The organism is Sphingobium sp. SCG-1, from assembly GCF_002953135.1.
Taxonomy (GTDB): Bacteria; Pseudomonadota; Alphaproteobacteria; order Sphingomonadales; family Sphingomonadaceae; genus Sphingobium.
The window spans coordinates 92,653-118,813 of record NZ_CP026373.1 but is presented as its reverse complement, the minus strand read 5'-3'; the positions used below and the strand labels follow the sequence as shown (position 1 = coordinate 118,813).

Genomic DNA, 26,161 nt, shown 5'->3' with positions numbered 1-26,161 from the left:
AAAGATTTCCATGAATTTGGGCGAAGGCAGAATCGTGCTCGGCCGAAGCTGCTAAATTCCAATTGTTCAGTTCGAACGGCCTGACTCATCGCTATCCTCAATCCTGGTCCCTGTTCTGCTGTCAGGGTGAAACGCGCTTGCGTTCGTCTCATGCACGGACTGTGCCAACATGGCGTGCCGTCACACGTTGATTGCAACCCGATGAGAATGCGCCATAATTCTCTGCTATTCCGTTGAAGACTGACGACCTCGACGTTAGCGCGTTCGGTCAGATGATTAAAGCCGGAACGTCGCGCGTTGCCATTTGATGAACTGGAGAAGGCATCAGCCGCGATGCCAGAATCCGCAGGATGAAATATCTAGCAATCACGTGAGCGCTGACCCGAACGTAAGCGTGGGCTGGAGACCGCAGATCAGGCGGCTGCGGCGATCGGTTGCTGATCGGGCCGCCAGTTCCACGGCATGAGTTCATCCCAGCGGGCAGCAGGCCAGTTGCCAGCGATCCTGGCGATGACGTCGGCGATATAGGCCTGTGGTTCGAGGCCATTGAGTTTGGCGCTCTCGATGACGGAATAGATGGCAGCGGCCCGATCGCCGCCTGCCTTTGAGCCTGCGAACAACCAGTTTTTGCGACCCAGCGCCACGCAGCGCATGGCGCGCTCGGCTATGTTGTTATCGATTTCCAGACGTCCATCATCGAGAAAGCGCGTCAACGCGATCCAGCGTTTACGGCCATAGGCGATCGCCTTGGCCATCTCGGACTTGGGCGAGAGGCGGCGCAGGGCGTCGTCGAGTGCCTGGCGTAGCGCGTCGATCAATGGCTTGGTGCGGTCCTCCCTGCTTCGTCGTCGGATATCGGGTTGTTGGCCGCGAACCTCGGCTTCGATCTCATAAAGTTGACCGATACGCGCGAGCAGGTCGGTGGTGAGCGGCGTGGGCTTGGTGGCGTGGATGTCGAAGATCTTGCGGCGAAAATGTGCCCAGCATGCAACCTCGGTGACGCGGTTGGTATCGTAAAGCTTGTCATAGCCGGCATAGCCGTCGGCCTGGAGATAGCCGGTGAAGCTGGCGAGTTGCCGCTGGGGATGCGTGCCGGTGCGATCGGTTGTGAACTCGTACCAGACCAGCGGTGGCGTGGTGGCGCCCGAGCCGCGATCATCAACGGCATAGGCCCAGAGCCGGCCAGTTGCGGTCCTGCCACGACCCGGATCGAGTATGGGGACCGGCGTGTCGTCGGTATGGATCTTGGACGCCGTCAGGCCGACTTCGCGGATACGGCTGACGATCGGATCGAGCAGCGCGGATGCCTGGCCGACCCAGCCTGCCAGCGTCGAGCGGTCGATCTCGATGCCTTGCGCCGCCATCATCTCGGCCTGGCGGTAGAGCGGCAGATGATGGTCGAACTTGGAGACAACGACATGGGCCAGCGTGCCGAAGGTGGCCTTGCCGCGGGCAATGGCCTTTACCGGCGCGGGCGCCTGCACGATCTTCTCGCAGGACCGGCAGCTATACTTGGGGCGAATGGTCCGAACGACGCGCCATTGCACGGGCACGGCATCGAGCATCTCGTCGCTGTCCTGTCCCAGCGGCCGCAGCGCGCCACCGCAGTCGGGGCAGGTGCAGTTGCCCTGCGCTGGCTCGATCCGCTGTTCCTCGCGCGGCAGATGTGCCGGGAGCGCCCGAACAGGCGATGGCCGATCGGCTTCTACCGGATCGGCCCGACGCGCAGCGGCGGCAATGGCTTCGCCTTCGAGTTCTTCGAGCGCCAGCTCCAGCTGTGCGATCTGCGTGTCGAGCTTCTCGGACGACTTGCCGAACTGCATCCGCTTGAGGCGCGCGATCTGCACACGCAGCGTGTCGATCAGGATGTCGCGGGCGAAAATATCGGCACGGGCGGCCACCAATGCAGCTTCAAGCTCGGCGATCCGAGCATCTTTGTCAGGGGTGGAAAGGCCTGCGTCCGACACCGCGATCCTATAGCAGATCGGACACTCGAAGGCCAGCAAAAGTACCGGAAACTGGGCGTTTTATCCTGCCAATGATGGAGTGAATGTGCGCTCCGGCCGCCGCCAATCTATGCCCTCCAACAGCATGGAAAGCTGGGCCGCGGTCATCACCACCGACCCGGTCTTGGTCGATGGCCACACGAACCGGCCACGGTCCATCCGCTTGGAGAACAGGCACATGCCCTGACCGTCATACCAGAGCAGCTTCACCAGATCGCCGCGCTTACCCCGGAAGGCGGTAAGCGCCGAGGGAAGGGGTCGTTGACACGGGCTGTCAGGCTTTTCGGCGTGTCCGTGGCGCCCATTTTTTCGCGAGCGCTTCCAGCCTTGCCTCTATCAGGGGGATATCGGGCTTGGCGTTAGGATCATGGTCGTCGCCGAGGGTGTCCAGCGCCTCTTCGTAATATTCATGATGTGGGTCGCCGAGCGCTTCGAGCTTTTCGGCGTAACCCCATGGACCGCCACAGTCCTCTGGCGGCCGCATGCCTACTGCATCGAGGATGAGCGGATATGTCAGGTGCGGGCTGGCCGGGCTGATGCGCTCGATCTTGACGCTATGCTCCCAGGCATCGCCAAAGTCATAGAGATATCGGAAGGTCTTGCGCCTCGTATCCGCCAGGACCTGGGCGAGAGTGACCTTACGGGCGTCGAGCGGTCCGTCGAAGCCATATTCAGGATCAGGGATGCCAAAGCCGGTCTGTTCGAAGCTCATTTCCCACAGGTGAGAGTCCGTCCAGGAGAAGGCGGTCTGGATAATGGTGTGCAGACGGTCGAGCCGGATATTGAGCGGCACCTCCAGCGTTCGGCTGACGGCCGGCGTGACATCGTCCAGCGTAATCTTCATCCGCACGACAGTGCCGTTGCTCACGCAGCCTTCTCCAGATCGTTGGTCAGCCTTGATGCCTGCCATTTCCACGGCAAAAAGTCATCGATCCGATTGATCGGGTGGTTGCCGATGCGCTCAATGACGTCAGTGAACCACGCCTCGGGCTCGACGCCGTTGAGCCGGCATGTACCGGCCAGGGCGTAGAAGAGCGCGGCGGCCTCTCCCCCCTTCATGGAGCCGACGAACATCCAGTTCCGGCGCCCGAGCGCGACACCGCGCAGGGCATTTTCCACCAGATTGTTGCTGATTTCGAGCCGACCATCATCGCAGTAACGGATCATGGCCTGCCAGCGGTTAAGCGGATAGCGACACGCACGCGCCAGATTGCTGTCAGACGACAGGCCTCGGTTCTGGGTTTCGAGCCAGACGCGCAGCGCCTCCAGCTTCGGCACGGCCTTGATCTGGCGGATGCGTCGTCGCTCATCGGGTGGCGCGCCCTTGATGTCGCGCTCGATGGCGAAGAGCTCGGCGATCCGCACAACCGCCTCCGCCGCGATCGGTGACGGGCTCTTGTCCAAGATGTCGGTAAATTTCCGGCGCGCGTGGCTCCAGCATCCCACTTCGACGATATCCTTGGGCGCCTTGGTCTTGGGGTCACGGTAAAGTGCGTTGTACCCGGCAAAGCCGTCTGCCTGGAGATACCCCTGATAGCCGGCGAGATGTTCCGCCGGATGCGCTCCGCCACGATCGGCGCTGAAGCGGAAGACTACCGCGGGCGGGCTCATGTCGCCGCTTGAGCGGTCATCACGCAGATATACCCAGAAGTGCCCGGTCCGACTGCCGTCGCCATTGCCCAGCAAGGTGACCGGCGTGTCGTCACCGTGGATCTTGGCGGCTTCCCGGATATAGGCGAACAGTCGCTCGCCCAGTGGCGCCAGCAGCCATGCCAGTTTCCGTGCCCAACGGCTCATCACATCCCGATCGATATGAAGCCCCACCCGTCGGAAGATCACCGACTGCCGGTGCCAGGGCTGATGATCGACAAAGCGATTGACGATAAGGTGAGCCAGCAAGGCGCTGCTCGCCATCACCTTGGGCAGGGGCAGATCGACAGCGGGCGCCTGGCGGATTTGCTCGCAGGACCGGCACACCAGCCTGGGCCGGACATGGCGGATGACGCGGAAGCGCGCCGGGACATAATCGAGAACCTCAGTGACGGCCTCGTCGATCTGGACTGAGGGTCCGTTACAACCGCCACTGCACGGGCTGGGCTGATGATCGAATGTCTGACGCGGGAAGTGCGCAGGAAGCGGAACGCGGCCGCCGGGTTTGCGAGCCGATTTCGCCACAGGCGGCGCCGGCACCTCATCGTTGGCGGGTTCCGGTGCCTCGACCTCCTCGAGCATCAGCCGCAGCTGGGCGATATCCATTTTCTCGGAGCTGCGGCCGAACTGGACGCGCAGCAGCCGCGCGACACGATGCTCGAGCTTTTCGATCCGCAAGGTCTGGGCTTTGACCGTGGCTTGCGCCGCCGTCAGTTCGGCCCGTTCCTGCTCCATTACATCGGCCATCTCCAGCAGCATTTTCTGCAGGAGAACTGGGTCTGTGGGAAGGCGATCAAGGGCGAACCGCATGACGCCGATAATAGCGGAAGCCGACGGCAAAGCCTACATAAAATGGCGGTTTTCCTGATCTTTTTCACTATGCGAGGCTCGGCGTGATGACCTCGTCGTGGACGATCGCCTGCTTCCAGTTCAGGCCTTCGAGCAACATCGCAAGCTGGGCTGCCGACAGCCGCAGCGCACCCTCATGGGCACGTGGCCAAACAAACTTTCCGCGCTCAAGACGCTTCGCATACAGGCATAGCCCTGAGCCGTCCCAGACCAAGGCCTTCAGCCTGTCGCCCCTCTTCCCGCGGAACAGGAACACCGCCCCCGAGAAGGGATCGAGCTGAAGAATATTGCGCACCTGCGCTGACAGCCCGTCAAACCCCTTGCGCATGTCGCACGGTGGCAGGGACAGGTAGATCTTCGTCGAAGGCGGGAGCGCCAGGCTCAATGATCCAGCTCCCGCAAGACATCGAGCACCTGTTTCAGGGCGGCCCGATCAACTTCGCCATCCACCGACACCGTCAGGCCGCACCGCCCTCGAACCTCGATCCGCCCAGCTTCTCGGGCTTTGGCCGACGGCGATGATGCTGCCAGTTCGACAGGCACGAAGCCTGCCATCGCTCCGCGGAGCAGTTGCTTGCGCCAAGTGTACAGCTGACCCGTGCCTATCCCATGCCGCCGCGCTACGGCCGATATGACAACGCCCGGCACCGTCGTCTCCTTCAGGATCGCCAGCTTCTCCTCGTCGCTCCAGTTCCGACGCCGCTCCACCTGTACAAGCGCTCCGCCATCCCCGCGACCGCTCATACGAGGCTCGTTTGACTGCTCACTGTCCATGCTCCCGCCTCCTTAAAGGCTGCGAGCTTTCCTATTTCGGTGATGCCGACAAGGCCACGTTCCGTCGGCGCTTACGGAAGGCGAACAGCGCACCGGAATGCGGGCTTTGCTCCAGAACCTGCTGCGTCATCACCGCCAGGCCATCGAATCCCTTACGCATGTCCGTCGCGCCGCAGGCCAGGAATATCCGCGTCGATGGCGGCAACGGGATCATCGTGTCAGGATACCGATCACCCGTGACAGGGCATCGGCATCCACCGTGGCATCCACCGTCACCCTGACGCCCGACGGCAGCTCAATCCCGATCGCACTGTCGCTGCGCGTCGCAACCTGTGGGGCCGGCAAGGCAAGCGGCTCGCTGATCTGGACCTCGGCAAATGCCGGCTCGGCCAACTTGCGAACCCCGGCAAGCTCACCGGACATCGCCTGGCGCCGCCAAGTGTAGATCGAGCCGCTGCCGACATCATGGCGTTCACAGGCCGTGCGCACGCAGCCCTCCGGGCCGAATGCATCCCGCAGCACGGCTAGCTTCTGCTCTACCGTCCACCGCCGCCGACCTGACACACGGCTAACGATCTCTATCCGACTACTCATACGACCGCTCGTATGAGTAGTCGCTGCACCACTCCCTGAATCCTCAATCTCATCCGACATCGGCCACCCCGCTCAAAGAGCGGCAATCATCCCCCCGAATGGGCGCCGCGCAAGGCGGCCGTCAGACCTCGCTTACACCCGAACGCGCGAGCTAACAGAGAATTCATGTGTTGCTCCAAACCTACACTGCACCGAAGCCTTAGGCTCATCAGCGGGTCTGATATATTAGCTGACGTTTGGCAGAGACCAGATGCTCCATGCGCACAGAACGTGCAGCGCGCTGTTCGCATTGCTCGACATTAGCCCCATTGAATTTTCCGGGCGTTGAGCATGCCGGCCCTTCACTGTGCGGCTGGCACAGCCCTGGTACTGCTATGACGTCGACGTCGTCGTAGCCTCAGATGAGGTCAAAGTACGGGCGATTTGCCAATGAATTCTGTCGTTTTGAGTGCAAACTGTAAGCACTCTGTGTCTTGTTCCTCGGAGCCTCCAGAAACCCCCAGCCCACCTATGATGTCGCCTGCCAGAGTAATGGGGGAGCCCCCACCGAATAATGCAAACCCCCTCCTCGTCGCCAAGCCGATCTTGAGAGCCTCGTTGCCGGCAATTTCTTCAAACAGATTGTCTGTGCTTGTGCGGAACCCCGCTGAAACGGCCGCTTTATCTCTTGCAATGGCGGCGCATTCAGTCGGTGCTTTTGGATGCATGAGCGCAGCGACCGGACGGCCCGTAGTATCGCAGACGCTAGCGGCGACAAAGACACCGATAGAAGCACCATGTTCTACAGCCGCCAGTACGAGCCGTGCGGCAAGTTTAGCCGACGGACTAAACATTGTCTCGGCATCACGATCTACTGCCATTTTGTGCCTTCGATAATGTGTGCTGAGCCCGATGTCTGGACCGGGACGCGTTCCCTGCCTCACTCCAACTCGAACTGTCGACAAGACTCAATCGGCTCTGCTCATAATAGGGCCGCTCGATTTGGAAGTTACACAACGTTGAATGCGGTTCGGCCCAGCTTCTCGACATCAAGGCGCACCGACATTCCAGGCAAAAGTTTTTCAGCGGCTGTTGCGCCTCCAGCCATGATTATCCAACCTGCTTCGAGCCTCAAACCAGCGGCTGCAACGAGCCTCGACGCTGCAGCAAGACTCCGTCCGGGATGACCCAGGATCGCGGCGGACGAACCGATCTGAATGGGTCTTCCACCAATTTGCATGACCATGCCAAGATTTCCCGTATCGATCGATGGACTATTCCACGTTCCCAGCACGAAAGCCGAGCTGCTCGAGTTGTCAGCAATCACGTCAGGCAGGCTGAACTTGAAGTTTTTATAACGACTGTCGATAATTTCCATTGCTGGCGCTACAGCTTCCACTGCGTTCATTGCTTCGAGAAGTGTTACCCTTCCCTCCAGAGGCTTCTTCAGCAGAAACGCAATCTCAGGCTCAACGCGAGGATGAACGAATTTTTTAAATTCGATGCTATCCCCGTCTTCCACGCGCATTGCATCTGTAAGGCGACCCCATATGACATCTGAAACGCCCATCTGGACCATCTTAGCCCGACTGGTCAGACCCATTTTCATACCAATGAGTTTTTCACCTCTTTCGAGCCTGCGACGGATCGACAACGCCTGGATCGCATATGCTTCATCCACGGACAACGCGTGCGTCTCTGCCAATTGCGGAATCTCGGTCGCGGTTCGCGACGCATCGTCGACGGTACGCGCAAGTTCATCTAATGCCATAAATTTGGGCTCCGAAAGGAATATGAAACATGAGAGGGTTGCTTTGTGAGGCTCAGAAATGAGCCCGAACGCTACCTATCCCTGAGATCTTCAACTCGACGCTGTCGCCCGCCGCTATGGGTGCGAGCGGCCCCAGCGCACCCGACATAACAAGGTCACCCTTTTTTAGAGGCCGCCCCACTTCCACCATCTTCTTAGCAAGCCACAAGGTAGCCGTAAGAGGGTTGCCGAGGCAGGCGATGCCGGCACCGGTTGAAATAGGCTCCCCATTACGTTCGATAACCATACCGCACAGGATTGGATCGAACTCCGAGAGTCTGCGTGGCTGCGAGCCAAGCACATACAGCCCGGCACTTGCATTGTCAGCTATCGTATCGAGGATCTTTATGTCCCATTTGTCAATTCTGCTCCCAACGATCTCGATCGCCGCAACTGCGTAGTCGATTGCCCCTATTATGTCTGCAATGTTGAGCTGGTCCGAGTCCAGGTCCTCCCCTATCGCAAAAGCAATTTCGCCTTCAACTTTCGGTTGTTGAACGCGTGCGACCGGTATTTCCTCACCATCGGAAAAAGCCATATCGGCAAAGAGCATGCCATAATCGGGCTGATCGAGCCCGAGCATTGTCTGAACGGCAACCGAAGTTGCACCGATCTTGCGCCCGACCAACCGCCGCCCCTCCGATATCCAGTGCTTCGTATTGTGCTCCTGAATAGCGTAGGCAACGGCTGGGTCATTGCTTCCCACACTATCACGAAGCGGCGCAATAAAAGCGCCGCCATAGGCGGCTCGCAGTGCCCCGGCGGCAGTCTCAATTGCTTTACTGTCGACCATATCGTCCCTCATAGTTTCACGCATATGTTTGTGAGCTCAGTATAAAACTCGAGGCTATGAACACCTCCTTCGCGGCCGATCCCGGACATTTTCGAGCCGCCAAATGGGGTGCGCAAATCACGTAAAAACCAAGAATTGACCCAAACCAGGCCAACATCCATTTTTCCAGCAACGCGGTGAGCTCGACTGGTATTCTCTGTCCAAATCGAACAAGCCAGACCATATTCGGTGTCATTAGCCCGGCGGACGACCTCGTTCTCATCGTCGAACGGGCTTATGTGACAACACGGACCGAAAATCTCCTCCCGCATGATAATGCTATCGTCCGCGAGACCGGTCCAGATTGTCGGCTCGACCCACGCACCTTCTCTCAGCGCTTTGGGCATATCGGGTACGCCGCCGCCGGTCACGACGATCGCACCGAGCGCTTTGGCTTTTTCATAATAGGAAAGAACCTTGTCGCGGTGCTCGAGGCTGATCAACGGACCCATGTTGGCATCTGGATCATTAGGGACCCCCGGCCTGAGCGCCTCGGCGCCAGCGCGTAGCCGTTCGACGAAAATATCAAAAATCTGCCGCTCGACGAATACGCGCTCGGTTCCGAGACACACCTGCCCACAATTGGCGAACACCGACCGCATAGTTCCTTCGATGGCTTTCTCGAGATCGCAGTCGGCAAACACAATGGCCGGATTCTTTCCTCCGAGCTCGAAGCTAACAGGTCTGACGCGATCGGCTCCCGCTTTCATGATTGCAGCGCCAGTACGGGTTTCTCCGGTGAACGTCACCGCATCGACGCCATGATGGCGCGTCAGAAATTCGCCGGCGCTATTCGGGCCAAAGCCGTTGAGGACGTTGTATACGCCATCAGGTATGCCGGCCTCATTCATCACTTCAGCAAGGAGGTTCGCTGTTGTCGGCGTTTCCTCAGACGGCTTGACAATGACGGTATTACCGCAGGCCAATGCTGGCCCGACTTTCCAGGTCATCAGCAAAAGAGGCAGGTTCCAAGGAGATATGACTCCGATCACACCGCGGGGCTTGCGGATCGCATAGTTGATAGCGCCCGCTCCGTCCGGCGTGCCCATCTGGAAGGATTCCGTTGCAACATTTTTGACAAGGTCGGCGAATATCTTGAAGTTGGCGGCGCCACGGGGAATGTCGATATGTCGAGCAAGGCTGTAGGGTTTGCCAGTATCGGCGCACTCTGCCGCGAGAAATTCGTCAAAGCGGGCGATCACTCCGTCCGCGACTCGGTGCAATAGCCCGGCGCGTTCATCAACGGACATCTTTCCCCAAGGGCCAAGCAGTCCCGCGCGCGCTGCTGCGACCGCGGAGTCCACATCGGCTGCACTGGCCTCAGCAACCCTGCTGATAAGGCTGTTATCAATAGGGTTACGATTATCAAAGCAGCTTTGGCCTGAGTGGTCGACAAAGGTCCCGTTTATGAAGTTACGTAGTGTTTTATTAGACATCAAGATTTCCTAGGGAGCGCTACGGTCTCTATCGACAAGTCTTCTATTTGCTCGTTATTACGTTACGACCGTCATAAACCGATCATTAAGCGCCCGTTCGTAATAGAATATTGCCTTTCCGGCCTGATCCGCAGTCCATTGGCGAACGGGATTATCCGGATAGAAATCATAGCCGCCCGCGAATACCTCATTCCGATTGCCGGAAGGATCAAAGAAATAAATGGTTTGCCCGCGTGTGATCCCATGCCTGGTCGGTCCGATATCTACTGACATGTCATAACGGGTCATGAGATCCGCCGCGTGGCCGATATCATTCCAACTCTCGAGACGAAAGCTGACGTGGTGCAGTTTGGCATCCTCACCAAACCGGACGAGCGCTAGGTCGTGAGCCTTCATCCCACACGAAAGAAATATAGCAATCGTGTCGCCGTCGGGCGTCACAGCTTTCTCGGCGACCTTAAAACCGAGGAGATCAGTGAAAAGCTTAGCAGTAGCGTCGATATCAATCCCATAGAGGAGGCAATGATCGAAGCGCTGCGCCTTCATACCCCGAGGTTCATCGTGCCAGAGGTCCGGATTCTCGATCATGGGTCCTTTCGCGGACAGGTCCATCGACGCGAACAGGTCGAACCGATGACCAGTCGGCGCGATGAAGCTCAACCGCCGACCAAGGCCAGGCTGTTCTCCCGAAGCGATCTCTTCGATGGCAATTCCGGATTCGGACAGCGTCTGGCCCAGCGCCTCAAGTACATCCTCAGAGGCTACCTTGAAGCCCATAAGGTCCATTCCTGGCTCATCGGCCTCACGCAATATTATGCTGTGATGATCAAACTCGTCAGGCGCCTTGAGGTAAGCACGACCGTCATGGCCGATCTCCACGAGATCCAGGCCTATCCGATCGCGATAGTGAACAATCGAGGCCTCCAAGTCGAGGACACGCACCTGCACGAAGCCAGGCCTTAAAACACCGGTGAGAGCCATCAAACATCTCCATCTTCACTTGCAGGGTTATGCCCTGCCTGGTTGAAAAGCACATCGCGGGCTGGGTGCCAGCTCAAGGACGAGATCGGAGGCAGGCTGCAGGCAACACGCGAGCACCAGGCCCCGGCTTGCTTCGTCCTGAGTCACATAGCGAATACTCATCTTCCCCACCGCATATTCCCCCTCGATCACACGTACGCGACACGCGCCACAGCCCCCCCGTCGGCAACCAACCGGAATGACTGATGCGCCACCGCGCTCCATCGCGATGAGGACCCTTTGATCGCTGTGACACAAGAACGCGGGCTCTCCGCGCACTTCGATTAGAAAAGAGTCTGGTGCGCGCGACATGATCAGATCTTCTTGAAGAGCGGGCTCTTCGCGAGACTCTCCCCGTCGGATTTTGTTAAAAAGGTTTCCGTGAAGATATCTTTCTCGAAGAGCCTGCCCTTCATCAATGATCGGATGCAAGCATCGATCATCGGTGGCGGACCGCAGAGATAAGCCTTGTGGCCTTTGAAGCTTCCTTCAAAAAGCTCCTCGGCAACCTGATGCACAAAACCTACCGACCCGCCCCATACTTCATCGTCAGCCGCCTGCGACAGGACCGGCACGTATCTGAAGCTGGGGTAATCTTTCTCGAGTGAACGGAACTCGTCGGCAAAGTACAGGTCTTGCGCTGTCCGGACACCATGAATCAAAGTGATGGACCCTTCCCATCCCTTTTCCAGCAGATCCAGCGACATGCTCTTGGGACTGGACAAACCGGATCCCCCCGCCAGAAATATGATAGGATCGGCTGACGAGGCGCGGACGAAAAACCTTCCCAAGGGTCCGGTCAGCCGCAGTCGAAGACCCTCGACAACATTAGCATGCAACCATTCCGTCCCCACCCCACCAGGAACCTTGCGAATATGAAGTTCTAGCAAATTCGGATCGACGGGCGAACTCGCGATTGAAAACGATCGGGGTTCAGCGCAGCCTGGAATATCGACGTTGACGTATTGGCCTGCTTGAAATGGCATCCCTTCGCCGTCAATTGCCAGCCAAATTCCTAGGATATCGGGCGTAAGCGATGCAAATCTACGAACTGTCCCAACGACATCGCGAACCTCGAGATGGAGTGCATCCGGATCGACCTCCACATCGGCCTCGATTGTCAGATCACTCATGGCCGTTGCGCAGCAAGCCAGCGCTCGCCCTTCTTCGCGCTCATAATCCATCAGGGCGAAAGGCGAAGCAGCCCCATGATCGACCTCGCCATCGATCACCGAAAGCTTGCAAGTGCTGCAAAGACCATGATTGCATTGATAGGGCAGATAAATTCCACTGCGCAGGCACGCATCAAGGATGGTTTGTCCATCTTCGATAACGACGGTCTCTCCTAGCGGCTCAATGGTGAGTTGATACGTCATGGTTCGCTTCGGCTCTCTCAGAAATGTTTGCCATCAATGCCTTCGAGGCCCGGGGTAATAAATCTCAGCAGCGATTTATGCCCAACCTTGTTCTCAGCGAGACTCCTTTCCCACTCCGGTTCAACAACGACGTCATCAAGTGTCCAACGAACAGCAGCCCAATCGATTTTTTCAAAATCAGGGTGCGGTGAATAAGCGGGGGTTAGCACATTCTCGATCATCCCTCGAAAGCTCATCGTTGGCGGCAGCGGGAATGCCACCGGTGCGCAGAACATAAGATGATCTTCCCAGTGGAGGTAGACAAGTTGATTGCCGTGGAAGTTTTCCACCCGGTCCTTCGCGGGAAACTCGTAGTGCGCGATTGATGCGACTGCCATTGGGCGCCCTTTCATGACGAGAATACTGAGGTGGAGCTTAGCCGACTGCTTTGTGTGCCGATTTGGTCCATTCGTTCCAGACAGCTTGATCAGGAGATCCCTCGTAATCGAGGTTATCCGAGCCGTTCTTGATACCATACCAGTCCAGGACTTCCGGCATCGTACTGCCACCGCAATTGCCCTGGTAAATCTGATGTACTGGCAGCCATGACTGGATGTACTTCTTCGGCTCGTAATCAAAAATATCTTTGCACCCATCCGAACAGAAGTGATATTTGTCGCCCTCATATTCGGAGTTTCTCAAGCATAGCTTGGTCGGATCGTCAGGCTCCGTGAATACCATTGGAATTTGGCAGACATTGCATAGCTGCGGCAGCGAGTTGTTGTAGAATCGCTCACCCTTCTCTTGGAGCGCGCGCCAATGCTCGAAGCGTGGTCGATAGAGCTGATCAAATGTTTCTGGATACTTCTCTGACAACCAATCAAGCTCGTCATCATTTGGAATCCATGTGTGAAAAGCAGCCGCGTGGGTATAATTGTAGAACGTGGACCATACTTCGTGGGTCAGACGATCCTTTTCCTTCGACGCGACATCGGCATACTTAGGAGTGGTGATGCCGTATCGGGCAAGATCCTCAAAAAGGGCGCCACCCGCCTCTTCGAAGTAAATTCCCCACGCCTCGGCCCAGGACATAACCCGCTTCGGAAGCATGTAATCCATCATCATCGCGACGATCGACAGCAAACGATAACCACGCCAGAACCACTTGTCGATCCAGCGCTGTACGATCGGGACATTCTCGGGATCTTGCTCAAGCATGAACTTGATAATTTCCAGGCCCAAAGTCATGTGACGGCTCTCGTCAGACTGGGCGCTGAACCCGAATGTGACGGTGGCCATGTCTCCATTGTATGCCGCACCGCTCATAAATGGCACAAACAGCAGATTTGTCAGAACATACTCGAAGCTAAAGCTGATCGCCGTCAAGAACTCGAATGGTCCTGCCGTCATGGCATCTTCGAAAAAGCTCTTCGGGACCGAAAGGTACCAAACACGATCGAACATGTGGCGCGGGTCTTGAAGACCATCAAAGAACTTATTGTAATGACTTATCGTGTGCATCTGTGTCTGTGCGTGGCGCAGTTCATCGATCGCCTGCATCTGGCAAGCGACACGCGGCCCGGCTCCCACAAAGTGCCGACCCACATGGGCGTAGCCGCGATGAGCGAGATATTCTAACGGAGAGACCCCGGTAAGGAAAATCTTGAGCGCATTAACGTAACGCGCATCCGTGATCTTCATTTGCCCGTTATTTTGAGCAAAGCTGTCGATCACTGCATACAGCTTTCTTTCTTTCTCCGCTTGATACTTCCAGTATGCATCCATGGTAAGTCGGAAGGGGTCTTCAAAGGCGTCCCAGTCGTGGATTTTGATCCCCTCGTAAGATGCAAAGGGAAACACTTTATCCATAGGCTGATAGGTGGTTTCCCACCCCAGGCCACGGGTAAGATGGCCGTACCGTTCCTTAAGACCAAGCTTCTTGGCTTTGCGCTCGATTTTCGTTTCAGCGTTCATAATCACTCTCCGATTTGACTGTGGCTGCTCAGCGATTCCAGGCCAGAACGAACTCATCGTCGTCTTCGTCGACGTTACCGGCGAGGCTTACGAGGCTAAGTTGGAGTTCCTGCAGATCGAACGCCCTGCCCATATTGATCTCGATCGACTCGCGCCGAACAACTAGCCGGTTAGGGCAGTCAATCTTGGTCATCGAAGGGTAGACGTTAACCGTCGCAGCTTCATTATCGGATGAAATCGCTTCGATGATGGCCCGACCCTCATCAGTATTCTGCAGCGTTATAGACACATTTCCGGCCATTATACGCTTTCCCTTTCGCTGATACCGAACTTCGCCATGCGGGCGTCGAGCTTTTGTTCGGCAATCTCCAATGCTGCAACACTGCCCTCTCCCAGTATTTCGCACGCAAGTGGTTCCAACGCCGTCAATGCAACAGCCTTCCATTCGACAATCCAGTCCCGGATTTTCGAGGCGTTCGCTGGCGACTCCTTGGCTACCCGCGTAATGACAAAATCTACCCATCGAGTGGTCTCGTCATGCCAGTCAGTCAAAAACTCCGTAAGAAGAGAAACGGCCGCGGCCCCCCTATTCTGCCCCTCTTCATCGAAAGCGCCGAAGACAAGCGAGTACATGAGGACATCGAAAACGAAGTTCTGCGCGATAAACTGCTCGAACCAGTCGTCGAGCACGAGGCTATTTTCCACCATTTGCCGAATAGGCTGCCAAGCGAGATGTTCCATCCACACGGCCTTCGCCCTTGTAAGACTTTCCCCGGACTGATTGTCCAGAAGCAGCCCAATACGGCTAAGAACTTGAGCATTGCCGAGCCTATCCATTGTGGCGTACATTGTCGCCTGCGTGATAGCTGCACCATAACCAAGGTCGGTGATGTTGCAGTTATTCATGTTTGCGCCCCACTCGAAGTGCCTGAGTGGGACGATGTACAATTCAAGTAGCGCGCGCCAGTCGGCATCAATTTTGTTAAAGGCTTGCCGTTTATCAACGAATGCAAAGTTCTTTTCCGTTGACTCCATCATTCTGGCTCGAGCGATCGTGTAAGCTCCATAATAATATTGACGCGGGTCTTTCAACGCGTCCCAATCGTCCATGACAACCTTGGTCCGGCTGCGATCGAAGATTTCGAACTCTGGGGCCCATGTCGGTCGATAGTGGAAGTTCGCGCTGGGCTGCATGTCGTACGTAGCTTCCTCATAGCGCGAAGCTGGCTTATCACTTCCTAACCGACGCGCGATGTGCGCAAAGGTATTGCGGCGTGGCTGCACGCTCGTTGTCTTGATATCAACAGTCATCGGGAGACCCTCTTTTGTCCGGTATATTCATTGCGTGCCTGAGTTCGCTCGCCATCCGCGTCCTTGGAGAGCCACTTCAGGCGCTCGAACGGGGCAGCGGCTCCCGGTTCAACGGTCAGAACTGCTCGGTTGGTAGCGCAGAATTCAGTGAAAGCTTTGTAGGGCAGGATTAGGTCTACCGATAAATCGGGATCTGCCACAACGAAATTGAATAAGACGAAGCGCCCATGCGCGCCGGTGACTTGTGCCCAACGCTCGGTCACGTCCAGAGGCTTTGGCTGCTCTATATTCCCATGAGGCATCTAACTCTCCAGGCGTTCGAGGGCAATCTGCGCGCCTTCTCGTTTCCACTATCACAGCCTAACCTATGCAAACGACGTGCCATAAATCGCCGGCACCTAATGCACTCCATAAGCTACTGTTATATCATAGAAATAATTGACACTGTCGTGAAATGACGCGCCATCGGTGTTCGTCACAATCGAGACTCTTCATCAAATCGGAAAGCGATGATCAAACGATTTTGACGATTAGATCGATGATTGCAGACGGTCGGACTGCGGACGGTGTCACCAGGCGACGGGGCAACCGCCGCGCTGCTCCGGCCACAACGGCGGAGCGCGGTTTGGCCAGTCCAAGACCAAACATTGCCTCATAGCCAGGCATCGTTTCCACCGTCCCTCGTCAATTCGCCTTGCTTTCGCAGAGCCCCCCGCACTGATCGATTGCGAACATCGAGCGTGATGGCGACGATCTTACGTTCGGCGCACACGAGAGCCGCGAGCTTCAAGCAATGTTCGTCGTTGCCGACCATGTCAGCAAAGTGCAGAAGATTGGTGCTCCACGCTCAATGTACCTTGCTGGCCCTGCAAACTCCGTTGCGTTACTGCCAAATCTTACAACCGCCATTCTACTGAGCCATCTTGTCGATACGTATCCCGCGAGTCGCGGTCGCTCAGTGACGCCCCGTCGGATTGCTCCAAGAGCCCCGCTTTTCTCGGGATGCCTCGTTGCGCTACACGGTCCGACTAGGTTCTGAGCAATTGCTCAAATGGTTAACTTTTAGCTTGACTCCACACGATCCCTATATACCATTTGGGGAAATGCTGGAATGTGCCAGCGGTGGAGAGGTGATGGCTTCAGCTGATAACCCTAACGGCGCCTCGCATGAAAATTGCGGCGATCATGCTGTTCGTAACGGCTCATTGAGAGCCGGCATCGAACTGCCAAACATTGACGATCTAACCGAGCAACTGAGATTTTCGCCGGGGACGGGACATATTTGGCTGGGCGGCGATAGGATGGTGTTGATGCACACTCGGGCCATGCGCGCGCTCCGGGAGGAATTGGTTACTACAATCGGAATGGCTGCTGCAAAAGCCCTTTTAATGAGAATCGGATATGCATCCGGCGCCCAGGACGCGGAGCTGGCTGTGAAGGTCCGGGGGCAAAGCACCTTTGACGAGTTCTTTCTTGTCGGGCCACAGCTGCACGCACTTGAGGGCGTTGGCCGTGTTGAGCCAGTTTCAGTCATGTCCGATGCCAAAACCGGTAGTTTCTTTGCAGAGTTCATTTGGCACGACAGTTGGGAAGACGAAGTGCACATTGATTCTTACGGCGTGTCGAGCGAAGCCGCCTGCTGGACACAATTGGGATATGCATCGGGTTACACGTCCGCCTTTGTCGGTAGACCCATTGCGTATCGGGAAGTAGAATGTCGCGCAACGGGCCACTCGGCCTGTCGGATCATTGGTAAGCCAGTTGCTGAGTGGGGGCCGGAGGCAGTCGACGATTTAAGATACTTGCAGCCGCAAAAGTTCGTCAATGCTGGCAAACCGCCGCCGCGCCCGGTCAACGCCTCAGCAGAAAAGGTAACAGCCGAGGGGCGACTGCCAGCGATCACGTCGTCGCGCGATCTCGTCGGTGCCTCAGCTGGATTCAACCTTGTCTGTCATATGCTTGAGAAGGTCGCTCCTACGAGCGCTTCCGTACTTCTGCTTGGCGAGAGCGGAGTGGGTAAGGAAGTTTTTGCTAGAACTTTGCAGCGGATTTCTTCTCGTCCGAAAGGTCCATTTATCGCTGTCAATTGTGCCGCCGTACCAGAGCAGCTTATTGAGGCAGAACTGTTTGGAGTCGTAAAGGGAGCATATACGGGCGCAACAGAGGACAGGCCAGGGCGTTTCGAGCGCGCTGATGGTGGGACAATTTTTCTTGACGAAATTGGCACGTTGTCACTGCCAGCCCAGGGAAAGTTGCTCCGTGTATTGCAGGAGCGCGAAGTGGAGCGAGTGGGAGATACGAAAACTAGACGGATTGATGTCCGGGTAGTAGCTGCGACCAACGAGGATCTTCGACAGCGTGTAGCGAGTGGTGAATTTCGGCAAGACCTTTTCTATCGGCTCAATGTATTCCCGATAACAATTCCGCCTTTGCGGGAAAGACGAGCGGATATTTCTCCATTAATGGAGCATTTTCTACACTTGTTTAACGTCCGGCATGGAAAATCGCACAGTGGATTCACTCAACGAGCTATTGGTGCCATGTTTTCCTATGCTTGGCCCGGCAACGTCCGAGAACTTGAAAACGTGATCGAACGCGGTGTGATCTTAGCCCCTGAGGGAGAGGGCATCGACGTCTGCCACCTGTTCACCTCAGGCGAACGTTTGGATACAGAATTGTTGTCGATGGCAGCGGACGGTCGCTTCGAAAGAAACCGGACAGATGTTGCCGGTAACTCCAAAGATCGAATGTTAGATCTGAAAGAACTGGTAGACGGCTTGATCGAGTCCCGCGCCAGCATGGACACCGTCGAAAGCCTTTTGCTAGAACGGGCGATAAGTAAGGCCGATGGCAACGTTTCAGAAGGGGCCCGAATTCTTGGCCTTACTCGTCCTCAGTACGCATATCGTCTCAAACGGCTTTCGGGAGAGAAAAGCGACTCAGTCTAGGGTTATCTCAAGACAGTGGTGGTTCGCAAAGCCTTTATGTTGCTGTTTCGCTTAACATGGTTCAGGAGATTTAACATGCCGTTTGCGCAAATTTTTATTCTGGAGGGTCGCACCGAAGATCAAAAGCAGGCCGTCATTGAGAAAGTAACTCAAGCTCTTGTAGATGCGGTGGGAGCGCCGCAAGAGAATGTGCGGGTCTGGATTCAAGAGGTTCCGAAGGAGAATTGGGGTATCGCAGGCGTCTCCGCAAAGGCTCTTGGTCGTTAGGCAGTAGCGTCGTTAGAATTCCCGCGCATACGATCGCAGCTCCTCAGATGGGCGGGATTTTGATAGTGCAATCGAACCGACGGTGTATCTGCGCACCTCTTCGAATCTCGCATCTAGGAGCGCTAGAAAGCCAATGTTCGATGATATTGAGATATGATTTACCTCCGTCTCAGTAGCCGCTTGCCAACGCCAGCCGCACATCCGGCGCGATCGTATAGACGGCTTCGCGCTGCGCGCCCCGATTGGGATGATCGACGCGGAACCCCTGATAATGGCGATGCAGCAATCCAGCGCGCACAAGGTCAGATACCGCCCGGCTAACGTTCGTCCGACCGGATCGCAGGATGCGTGCTTCGATCTCCTCATCTTGCTGCTGAGCCAGATCGCGCCCATTTTCCGAGGTTTCAGCCTTTGCAATCAGCTGCGACCGAACCGCTGCAATCATGGCCTTGCGCCGACAGTCGCGATTGGCCAACGGCGCCAGTGCCTGGCATAGCCAGTCGCGTACCGGAACCTGGTTGGCTTCGCTTCGCACATAGGGTCCGAGACTGCCATTCTCTCCTGCGGCTTTCGCGATCAGGTTGAGGATGAGTAACACATATCTGGGACGTTTCGATACCTGCGATACGCGCTCGACAAGATCTGGCAGCGCGACGGTCGGCGGCGCCACAGCCAGCGGGGCCTGTCTGATATGGTCAAAGAGCTCGGCTTGGTGGAACATAGCAGGAATCTAGCACAAGCGATTCCGCTGTGAATCCCCCTAAATGATCCGGCTCAACAAAAATCACCAGTGTCACTTTACCGCCCGGGTAAAGTGACACTGGTGACACAGTCCAAACTTGGCTCGCGTTCCTACGAACGGACGTCATCCGGCAATGTTTCTAGCTGGCTTCCTGACCAACGCCACGAGCGGTGAATCGATCGTCGTTGCGATCGCACCGCGGCTCTCACCACGCGCGGCCTGGCTACAGGCGTTAGCGGCGTCGTTATGGTGTCCGAGGCGCGTGTTCGGCACCTTTGCTGCCGAGCGCGTCGACGAGCCGATCCGTTGGCTGGTCGGTCTCCATCTCCGATGAACCCTGTCATCGGCTTATACCAACTATTGTCAAATTTGAATATCGGGCGTGAGTCTGCGTTTGGTGCTGAACACCTTCGGCCCTTCCCTGTCCTCCGACTAGAGCCGTCGTCGGAGGACTGATCGTCAAGCTGGTCGCAATGTCGCTTGGTGCTCCCCGCGTCCTTGGCGCCGCGCCAGATAGCGGAACATCATGGCCGAGATCGCTGGCAACACCAGCAAGGTCAGCGCGGTCGAGGTAATGAGCCCGCCGATCACGACCGTCGCCAGCGGGCGTTGAACCTCGGCTCCCGTCCCGGTCGCCAAGGCCATCGGTATGAAACCAAGGCTCGCCACCAATGCCGTCATCAACACTGGCCTCACACGCTCCATGGCGCCGCCGATGATCGCATCCTCTTCTGCCGCGCCATCTTCCCGCTGCTTCCGGATCGAACTCATCATCACCAGTCCGTTGAGAACGGCCACGCCCGATAGCGCAATGAACCCAACCGCTGCCGTGATCGAGAATGGAATGCCGCGAAGGAGCAAGGCAAACACACCGCCCGCCAAGGCCATCGGCACCGCACTGAACACGATCGCGGCGGGTATGAACCCACCCAGCGCCATGTAGAGCAGCGCATAGATCGCGACGAAGCAGATCGGCACCACGATCATCAGCCGAAGTCGCGCGGACTGAAGGCTCTCGAACGTCCCGCCCCAGCCCGTGTGCATGCCCGGGGGAAGATCGAGCTTGCCGATCCTGTCCTGCGCCTCGGCCACGAACCCGCCGAGATCGCGGCCCCGCACATTGACCTGCACCACCACCATCCGCTTGCCGTTTTCGCGGCTGATCTGGTTGAGGCCCTGCGTGTAGCTGAACCGTGCCACTTCGCGCAGCGGGATCGACCGCGCTATCTGTCCGTCAGGCGCGGGCAACATCACCGGGATGGCGCCCAGTGTCTCAAGATCGTCGCGTTGGGCATCGGGCAACCGCACGACCACCGAGAAGCGCCGATCGCCTTCGAATAGGAGGCCTGCTTCCCGGCCGCCGAGCGCTGCGGCAACCGTATTGGCGACATCCTCCACCGTCAGCCCGTAACGCGCGGCGGCGAGCCGATCGATCTTCACATCGAACGTCGGCGCGCCGTCAGTCTGCTCGGCGCTCACATCGCCCGCACCGGGGATGGCGCGCAGCACGCCAGCGATGCGCCTGGCCTGCTCGCTCATCTGCTCCAGATCGTCACCGTAGAGCTTGACCGCGACATCGGAGCGGACACCGGCAATGAGCTCGTTGAAACGCATCTGGATCGGCTGCTGGATTTCGGTGCGGTTGCCGATCAGCGGCTTCATGCGGGCCTCGATCCGCCTGAGAATGTCGTCCTTGGATTTCACCTCCGCCGGCCATTCGCTTTCGGGCTTCGGGATGACATAGGTATCCGACGCGTTGGGCGGCATCGGATCGGTGCCAAGGTCGGCATTGCCGTTCTTGGAGAAGACCAGCGCCACCTCGGGCAAGGTTTTGAGCGCATTCTCAATCTGGAGCTGCATCTGGGTCGACTGGTCGATCGAGGCCGATGGCACCCGGAAGTTGGTGACTGTGATGTCCTTCTCGTCGAGCTGCGGCATGAACTCCTCGCCCAGGAAGCCGAAGCTCAATACCGCTGCAAGGAACACGGCCACGCCGCCCATGATAAATGGCATGGGCCGCTCGACCGCTTTGGCGAGCATGGGCGCGTACTTCTCCTTGAACCAGCGGATCGGTTTCACCTCGATCTCGCTGACTTTGCCCTTGATGACGATCGCGATCATCGCCGGAACGAAGGTGATCGACAGCACGAAAGCCGAGGCCAGCGCCACCATCAGCGTGATCGCCATGGGCGCGAACGTCTTGCCTTCGACACCCTGGAACGTCAGCAGCGGCACGAAGACCAGGAAGATGATGAGCTGACCGTACACGGTCGGTCGCACCATCTCCTGCGATGCCTCGACGGTTTCGCCCAATCGTTCGCGCAACGTCAGGAGTCGGCCCTCATGCGCCTGTCGCTCGGCAAAGCGGCGCAGGGTATTTTCGACGATGATGACCGCGCCATCGACGATCAGGCCGAAGTCGAGCGCGCCGAGACTCATGAGGTTGCCAGAGACGCCCAGCCCGTTCATCCCCGCCGCCGTCATCAGCATCGTGATGGGAATGACCGCGGCCGTCACCAGCGCCGCCCGGATGTTGCCGAGCAGCAGGAACAGCACGACGATGACCAGCAGCGCGCCTTCGACCAGATTCTTTTCGACCGTCGCGATCGTGGCGTTGACCAGCTTGGAGCGGTTGTAGACCGGCTCGGCGAAGATGTCGGGCGGCAGAGACTTGTTGACCTCGATCAGCTTTTCCGCCGCGCTGTTCGCGACGATGCGGCTGTTCTGGCCGACCAGCATCAGGACGGTGGAGATGACCGCCTCCGATCCCATCCGACTGCCGGAACCGGTGCGGACCGCGCCACCGATCACGACCTGCCCGACGTCCTTCACGCGCACCGGCACGCCCGCGCGCGTGGCGACGACCGCTTCCTCGATCTCGCTGATGGAGCGAAGACGCGCGTCGGCACGGACCAGAAAGCTCTCGCCGGCGCGCCGGACATAATTGGAGCCTGCCGAAAGGTTCGCCTTTTCGAGCGCGTCGGCCAGCTGCGTGATCGACAAGCCATAAGTCGCGAGTGCATTGAGGTTGGGCTCGACGAGATATTGTTTCACATAGCCGCCGTTGGAGTCGACTCCGGCAACGCCCGGGACATTGCGCATCTGCGGCCGGATGATCCAATCCTGCACGGTACGCAGATAGGCGGCCTTTGCGAGTTCGGTGGTCAGCCGCTCACGCTCGGGCGTCAGGTAGCTGCCATCGGACTGCCAGCCGGGCTTTCCGTCGACATGTTCGGGGCCCTTGCCGTCGGGGTGACGGAAGGCGACGGAATAGAAGAAAATCTCGCCCAGGCCCGTGCTGAGCGGCGCAAGATTGGGCTGGATGCCGGCGGGCAAGCTGTCCTTGGTCTGCCCCAGGCGCTCGGTGACCTGCGCCCGCGCAAAATAGATGTCGGTCGAATCCTCGAAGACCGCGGTGACCTGGCTGAAACCGTTGCGCGAGAAGGACCGTGTCATCTGCAGGCCCGGAATGCCGGCAAGTGCCGTCTCCACGGGGAAGGTGACCTGTTTCTCGATATCGACCGGTCCCAGGGTCGGCGCGAAGGTGCTGATCTGCACTTGCCTGTTGGTGACATCGGGCACGGCATCGATCGGCAGCTTGGTGATCTGCCAGGCGCCGAACCCGACGACCAGCAATGTCAGGAAGGCGACAAGCCATCGGCCGCGGACCGAAAGATTGAGGATGCGGCCGATCATTCTGCCGATTCCTTCTCAACTTCCGCCTTGAGGAGGAAGGCATTGGTCGTGGCGATCGGCGTGCCTGCGCGCAGACCCGACACGATCGCGACAAGGCCGCCACTGCGGCTACCTGCCTGGACGTTTGTGGCCTTGAACCCATCGCGGGTCTTCACGAACAAGACGGTCCGGTCCCCCAGCGTCTGGACCGCGTCCTGCGGCACCATCACGCCGCTCTTCGTCGCGCCGCCGCTGGCGAAGATGCGCGCCTGCACGAGCTGCCCTGGGACAAGCAGACTGCCGCCGGCAAGGGTCTCGACGACCACGGTGGCCGCGCGGGTCTCAGGGTCGACAACGCCGGTCGTCGAGCGCACGCGGCCCTCGATGGTCTTGCCGTCATTAGTGGTGAGTTCGACACGATCGCCGGCGCGGACGCGGTCGGCATCCGCTGGCGGCAGGCTCGCTGTAATCTGCAACCGGCTCGGATCGGCGACGCGGAACAGCACGGTTTCGGCGGCGACAAACTGGCCGAGACTGGCGGACGCGGCGGTCACCCGGCCCGAGACAGGGCTGACCACGATCACCGAACGGCCATCGCCCGCAACCCGCGCTGCGCCGGCTGCGGCGCTGGCGCGCATGGCATCGGCGCGTGCCACCGCAAGGTTTGCCTCGGCGGTCTCATAATCGGCCCGTGGGGATACGCCCTGCGCGAGCAGGCTGCGCTCGCGGGAGAGTTGCTTTTGCGCCAGCGTCACGCGCGCGGATGCCGCAGTGCGGTCCGCCGCGATCGCCGAGGCATCGCGGCTTTCGACCAGCGCCAGTGTGTCACCGGCCCGGACGGTATCGCCGATTCGTTTGAAGATCCGCGTCACGGTCCCGGCCGCGCGGGCGGTCAGCACCGCTTCGGCATCGGGCGTGGCCTCGACCGACGCTGAGGCGGGAATGGCAGCATCGAGTTCGCCCGACGCGGCTGCCGCCACGACAATCTGTGAAGAGCGGATGCCCTCTGCGGTGATTGCAACGCTATCGGATGGCGCTTGCGTCTTTTCGGTCGCCTCGACTGGCGGTGCGGGCGCGGTCATCCGGGCAATGCCGAACCCGGCGCCAGCGGCAAGGGCAAGCGCAAGGGCGGCGCCGGCATAGAGTTTCTGGTGCGATGTCATTGGATGGGTTCCCCCGTGATGGTGCGGCCAGCCAGGCGCGCGAGCCGCGCGCGGGCTTCGAAATGGGCGGTGCGGGCATCGAGCACGACGCCGCGCGCAGCCCCAAGGCCGTGACGGGCGGAGAGAAGCTCGACCAGCGGAGACTTGCCGGCCTCATAGGCGATCCGCGCAAGGCGGTAGGTCTCGTCGGCGGTCGCCTGGGCGTCAGCAGCGGCGGTGACCCGGGCATCAGCGGCGGCCAGTTCAGCGACGGCAGCCTGCCCCTCGGCGCGCGCCTCGTTGCGCGCCATCGCGAGGCGCGCCTCGGCAGCATCGATCTCGGCGCGCGACGCTGCGATGTTGCCGCGATTGCGATCGAAGATGTGCAACGGGATCGAGATGCCTCCGACCACGGCGGTCGAGTTTTCATAATCAAGCCGGCGCACGCCGACATTGGCTGTGATGTCGGGTGTCGCGCGACGCCGTTCGACTTCGAACCGCCGCGACGCCGCTTCGCATTCGGCCTGCGCCACGATGAAGGTCGAGGTTGTTCGCGGATCGACCGGACCGACGACCGACGCTTTCGCGCCGACGTCGAGCAGCGATTCCGACAGGCGGGCGTAGGGCTGTTCGCTCCCGACCAGCGCCGAGAGGCGCGCATAAGCGCCGATGCGGTTTGCTTTGGCGAGTTCGAGCGCTGCGCTTTCCTCATTGAGCGCCGACTGAGCCTGGAGCGCGCGCAGCCTTGCCTCCTTGCCAGCGCCGACCAGCGCCTGCGCGGCGTGGAGATCGCTTTGCGCTTCTTCGACCTCGTCTTCGGCAAGGCCGATCCGGCGGTCGGCTATTTCCGCGGCCGCATAAGCACGCGCCAGATCATAGGCGAAGGCCACACGGGCGTCACGGTCGCGCGCCTGCGAAAGCGCGACGCCGGCTTGCCCTGCGGCCATCCGCGCCGATCGCTTGCCGCCCAGTTCGATCGGCTGGCTATATTGCACTGTCGTTTCGGCCCGATCGAACCCGCTATAGGGCGACGAACCCGCGACATTCTCTGTCATAACGCTGATGCTGGGATTGGGCCGGGCGCGGGCCTGCTCGGACAGCCCTTCGGCGCGGCGTATGTCCGCTTCGCTGGCGGCGAGACGCGGCGCGTCCCCGGCCTGGCGCAGCAGCATCGCGTAAGGCGGTGCTATCTGCCCCTGAGCAGGCGCGGTTTCGGTCTGCGCGTGCGCGCCCGCGCTTACACTCAAGGCCACGACGCAGGTCGCGACCATCATGCCGGACATCGCGCAACGCGGCAGCCGGCCTATAAAGGCTGTCATTTTTCTATTCCCCTGAAAGGCTACAATGTCGGCGCACGCTCAGGCGCGCGGATCAGCCTCGAGGGGGGCGAAGGATCGATAAGGGCGCTAGCGAGCGCGTGCCCGCGACCGTGCCGAGTATCCAGTTCAACGCAACTGGCGCGAGGCCGGCAGTCACCACGGGGGGTGCGGGAACGACGACGGTCTGGAGGACGACATGCGCGGCCATATGCATGAGGTCAGCCTGATCGGGCTTCTCACCTGGCGCCCGACCGTGATGGTCGGTCTCGAGACTGACGACATGATCGGCGTCATGATCATGCGGCATGGCATCGTGCCAGTTGGCGAGCGCCAGCATTCCGAACAGCGCCAGAATCGCCAATAGCGCCGAAAGGCGCATGCGAAGCGTGCCCTTCACAGGGACATGCGATCTGGCCGATAATGCCGTCATGGTGGCGAACCTAACCGGCAAGACGCCGATCGACAAGCAAATCGCCAT

26 protein-coding genes and 2 pseudogenes are annotated in these 26,161 nt (G+C 58.8%); 3 read left to right on the top strand and 25 right to left on the bottom strand.

From position 1 onward, the window contains the following. Positions 1–413: 413 nt before the first annotated feature. The 20 genes and pseudogenes from tnpC (C1T17_RS20320) to C1T17_RS20225 form a co-directional block, all read right to left on the bottom strand. Complete coding sequence (tnpC, locus tag C1T17_RS20320) at positions 414–1,967, bottom strand: IS66 family transposase (RefSeq protein WP_189338636.1); 1,554 nt, start codon at positions 1,965–1,967, stop codon at positions 414–416. Between the two features lie 60 nt (positions 1,968–2,027). Continuing rightward, positions 2,028–2,270, bottom strand: a pseudogene (gene tnpB / locus C1T17_RS20315) (IS66 family insertion sequence element accessory protein TnpB); the annotation flags it as partial. Positions 2,271–2,280: 10 nt separating this feature from the next. Continuing rightward, complete coding sequence (locus C1T17_RS20310) at positions 2,281–2,874, bottom strand: plasmid pRiA4b ORF-3 family protein (RefSeq protein WP_223262641.1); 594 nt, start codon at positions 2,872–2,874, stop codon at positions 2,281–2,283. Next, on the bottom strand, positions 2,871–4,466 hold the full coding sequence (gene tnpC / locus C1T17_RS20305) for an IS66 family transposase (RefSeq protein WP_145959017.1): 1,596 nt from the start codon (positions 4,464–4,466) through the stop codon (positions 2,871–2,873). The genes C1T17_RS20310 and tnpC (C1T17_RS20305) overlap by 4 nt, the downstream gene beginning before the upstream one ends. A gap of 67 nt (positions 4,467–4,533) precedes the next feature. After that, on the bottom strand, positions 4,534–4,833 hold the full coding sequence (gene tnpB / locus C1T17_RS20300; protein WP_051093233.1) for an IS66 family insertion sequence element accessory protein TnpB: 300 nt from the start codon (positions 4,831–4,833) through the stop codon (positions 4,534–4,536). A gap of 53 nt (positions 4,834–4,886) precedes the next feature. Further along, positions 4,887–5,279, bottom strand: a complete 393-nt coding sequence (gene tnpA / locus C1T17_RS20295) for an IS66-like element accessory protein TnpA (RefSeq protein ID WP_088190067.1) — start codon at positions 5,277–5,279, stop codon at positions 4,887–4,889. Between the two features lie 64 nt (positions 5,280–5,343). Next, positions 5,344–5,493: pseudogene (gene tnpB, locus C1T17_RS20290) on the bottom strand (IS66 family insertion sequence element accessory protein TnpB); the annotation flags it as partial. Continuing rightward, positions 5,490–5,873 carry an IS66-like element accessory protein TnpA gene (gene tnpA / locus C1T17_RS20285; RefSeq protein ID WP_104955473.1) on the bottom strand — a complete coding sequence of 128 codons (384 nt, stop codon included), beginning with the start codon at positions 5,871–5,873 and terminating at the stop codon, positions 5,490–5,492. The pseudogene tnpB (C1T17_RS20290) and the gene tnpA (C1T17_RS20285), both read right to left, overlap by 4 nt. Before the next feature lie 407 nt (positions 5,874–6,280). Beyond that, the gene (locus tag C1T17_RS20280; protein ID WP_104955472.1) at positions 6,281–6,733 is read right to left on the bottom strand and encodes a GlcG/HbpS family heme-binding protein; all 453 of its coding nucleotides are present in this window, start codon (positions 6,731–6,733) and stop codon (positions 6,281–6,283) included. Positions 6,734–6,861: 128 nt separating this feature from the next. Beyond that, positions 6,862–7,623 (bottom strand): 2-keto-4-pentenoate hydratase, encoded by a 762-nt coding sequence (locus tag C1T17_RS20275; protein ID WP_104955471.1) that lies wholly within the window; start codon positions 7,621–7,623, stop codon positions 6,862–6,864. A gap of 52 nt (positions 7,624–7,675) precedes the next feature. Then, the gene (locus C1T17_RS20270) at positions 7,676–8,455 is read right to left on the bottom strand and encodes a 2-keto-4-pentenoate hydratase (RefSeq protein ID WP_104955565.1); all 780 of its coding nucleotides are present in this window, start codon (positions 8,453–8,455) and stop codon (positions 7,676–7,678) included. 8 nt (positions 8,456–8,463) lie between these two features. Next, positions 8,464–9,930: a 2-hydroxymuconic semialdehyde dehydrogenase gene (locus C1T17_RS20265; protein ID WP_104955470.1), complete on the bottom strand. Its 1,467-nt coding sequence runs from the start codon at positions 9,928–9,930 to the stop codon at positions 8,464–8,466. 57 nt (positions 9,931–9,987) lie between these two features. After that, a complete protein-coding gene (locus tag C1T17_RS20260; RefSeq protein ID WP_104955469.1) occupies positions 9,988–10,911 on the bottom strand; it encodes a catechol 2,3-dioxygenase in 924 nt (307 codons plus the stop codon). A gap of 27 nt (positions 10,912–10,938) precedes the next feature. Beyond that, positions 10,939–11,175, bottom strand: a complete 237-nt coding sequence (locus tag C1T17_RS20255; RefSeq protein WP_262982760.1) for a 2Fe-2S iron-sulfur cluster-binding protein — start codon at positions 11,173–11,175, stop codon at positions 10,939–10,941. A gap of 89 nt (positions 11,176–11,264) precedes the next feature. Then, on the bottom strand, positions 11,265–12,326 hold the full coding sequence (locus tag C1T17_RS20250; protein WP_104955467.1) for an NADH:ubiquinone reductase (Na(+)-transporting) subunit F: 1,062 nt from the start codon (positions 12,324–12,326) through the stop codon (positions 11,265–11,267). 17 nt (positions 12,327–12,343) lie between these two features. Further along, positions 12,344–12,703 (bottom strand): phenol hydroxylase subunit P4, encoded by a 360-nt coding sequence (locus tag C1T17_RS20245; protein WP_104955466.1) that lies wholly within the window; start codon positions 12,701–12,703, stop codon positions 12,344–12,346. A 37-nt stretch (positions 12,704–12,740) separates the two neighbouring features. Next, the gene (locus C1T17_RS20240; RefSeq protein WP_104955465.1) at positions 12,741–14,279 is read right to left on the bottom strand and encodes an aromatic/alkene/methane monooxygenase hydroxylase/oxygenase subunit alpha; all 1,539 of its coding nucleotides are present in this window, start codon (positions 14,277–14,279) and stop codon (positions 12,741–12,743) included. A gap of 28 nt (positions 14,280–14,307) precedes the next feature. After that, positions 14,308–14,580 carry an MmoB/DmpM family protein gene (locus C1T17_RS20235; protein WP_104955464.1) on the bottom strand — a complete coding sequence of 91 codons (273 nt, stop codon included), beginning with the start codon at positions 14,578–14,580 and terminating at the stop codon, positions 14,308–14,310. Beyond that, positions 14,580–15,590, bottom strand: coding sequence for an aromatic/alkene monooxygenase hydroxylase subunit beta (locus C1T17_RS20230; protein WP_104955463.1), 1,011 nt, complete (start codon positions 15,588–15,590; stop codon positions 14,580–14,582). Before C1T17_RS20230 ends, C1T17_RS20235 begins: the two co-directional genes overlap by 1 nt. After that, a complete protein-coding gene (locus C1T17_RS20225; RefSeq protein WP_104955462.1) occupies positions 15,587–15,892 on the bottom strand; it encodes a phenol hydroxylase subunit in 306 nt (101 codons plus the stop codon). The genes C1T17_RS20230 and C1T17_RS20225 overlap by 4 nt, the downstream gene beginning before the upstream one ends. A gap of 708 nt (positions 15,893–16,600) precedes the next feature. On the opposite strand from C1T17_RS20225, the gene C1T17_RS20220 reads away from it, so the two are divergent. Then, a complete protein-coding gene (locus C1T17_RS20220) occupies positions 16,601–18,538 on the top strand; it encodes a sigma-54-dependent Fis family transcriptional regulator (RefSeq protein WP_223262989.1) in 1,938 nt (645 codons plus the stop codon). 75 nt (positions 18,539–18,613) lie between these two features. Continuing rightward, positions 18,614–18,805: a 2-hydroxymuconate tautomerase gene (locus C1T17_RS20215; protein ID WP_104955461.1), complete on the top strand. Its 192-nt coding sequence runs from the start codon at positions 18,614–18,616 to the stop codon at positions 18,803–18,805. Between the two features lie 169 nt (positions 18,806–18,974). Here the strand turns inward: C1T17_RS20215 and C1T17_RS20210 are convergent, their stop codons facing one another. Then, positions 18,975–19,526, bottom strand: coding sequence for a hypothetical protein (locus tag C1T17_RS20210; protein WP_104955460.1), 552 nt, complete (start codon positions 19,524–19,526; stop codon positions 18,975–18,977). Positions 19,527–19,644: 118 nt separating this feature from the next. On the opposite strand from C1T17_RS20210, the gene C1T17_RS21095 reads away from it, so the two are divergent. Further along, positions 19,645–19,881 (top strand): hypothetical protein, encoded by a 237-nt coding sequence (locus C1T17_RS21095; protein ID WP_189338635.1) that lies wholly within the window; start codon positions 19,645–19,647, stop codon positions 19,879–19,881. A 125-nt stretch (positions 19,882–20,006) separates the two neighbouring features. On the opposite strand, the gene C1T17_RS20205 is transcribed toward C1T17_RS21095, so the two are convergent. From C1T17_RS20205 to C1T17_RS20190, 4 genes are read right to left on the bottom strand one after another with little or no spacing between them, the layout of a single operon-like run. Continuing rightward, the gene (locus C1T17_RS20205) at positions 20,007–23,243 is read right to left on the bottom strand and encodes an efflux RND transporter permease subunit (RefSeq protein WP_104955459.1); all 3,237 of its coding nucleotides are present in this window, start codon (positions 23,241–23,243) and stop codon (positions 20,007–20,009) included. Beyond that, positions 23,240–24,385, bottom strand: a complete 1,146-nt coding sequence (locus tag C1T17_RS20200; RefSeq protein WP_104955458.1) for an efflux RND transporter periplasmic adaptor subunit — start codon at positions 24,383–24,385, stop codon at positions 23,240–23,242. The genes C1T17_RS20205 and C1T17_RS20200 overlap by 4 nt, the downstream gene beginning before the upstream one ends. Beyond that, complete coding sequence (locus C1T17_RS20195; protein WP_104955457.1) at positions 24,382–25,683, bottom strand: TolC family protein; 1,302 nt, start codon at positions 25,681–25,683, stop codon at positions 24,382–24,384. Before C1T17_RS20195 ends, C1T17_RS20200 begins: the two co-directional genes overlap by 4 nt. 52 nt (positions 25,684–25,735) lie before the next feature. Further along, entirely contained in the window at positions 25,736–26,113 is a 378-nt protein-coding gene (locus tag C1T17_RS20190; protein WP_145959050.1) for a hypothetical protein, read from the bottom strand. Positions 26,114–26,161: the final 48 nt, after the last annotated feature.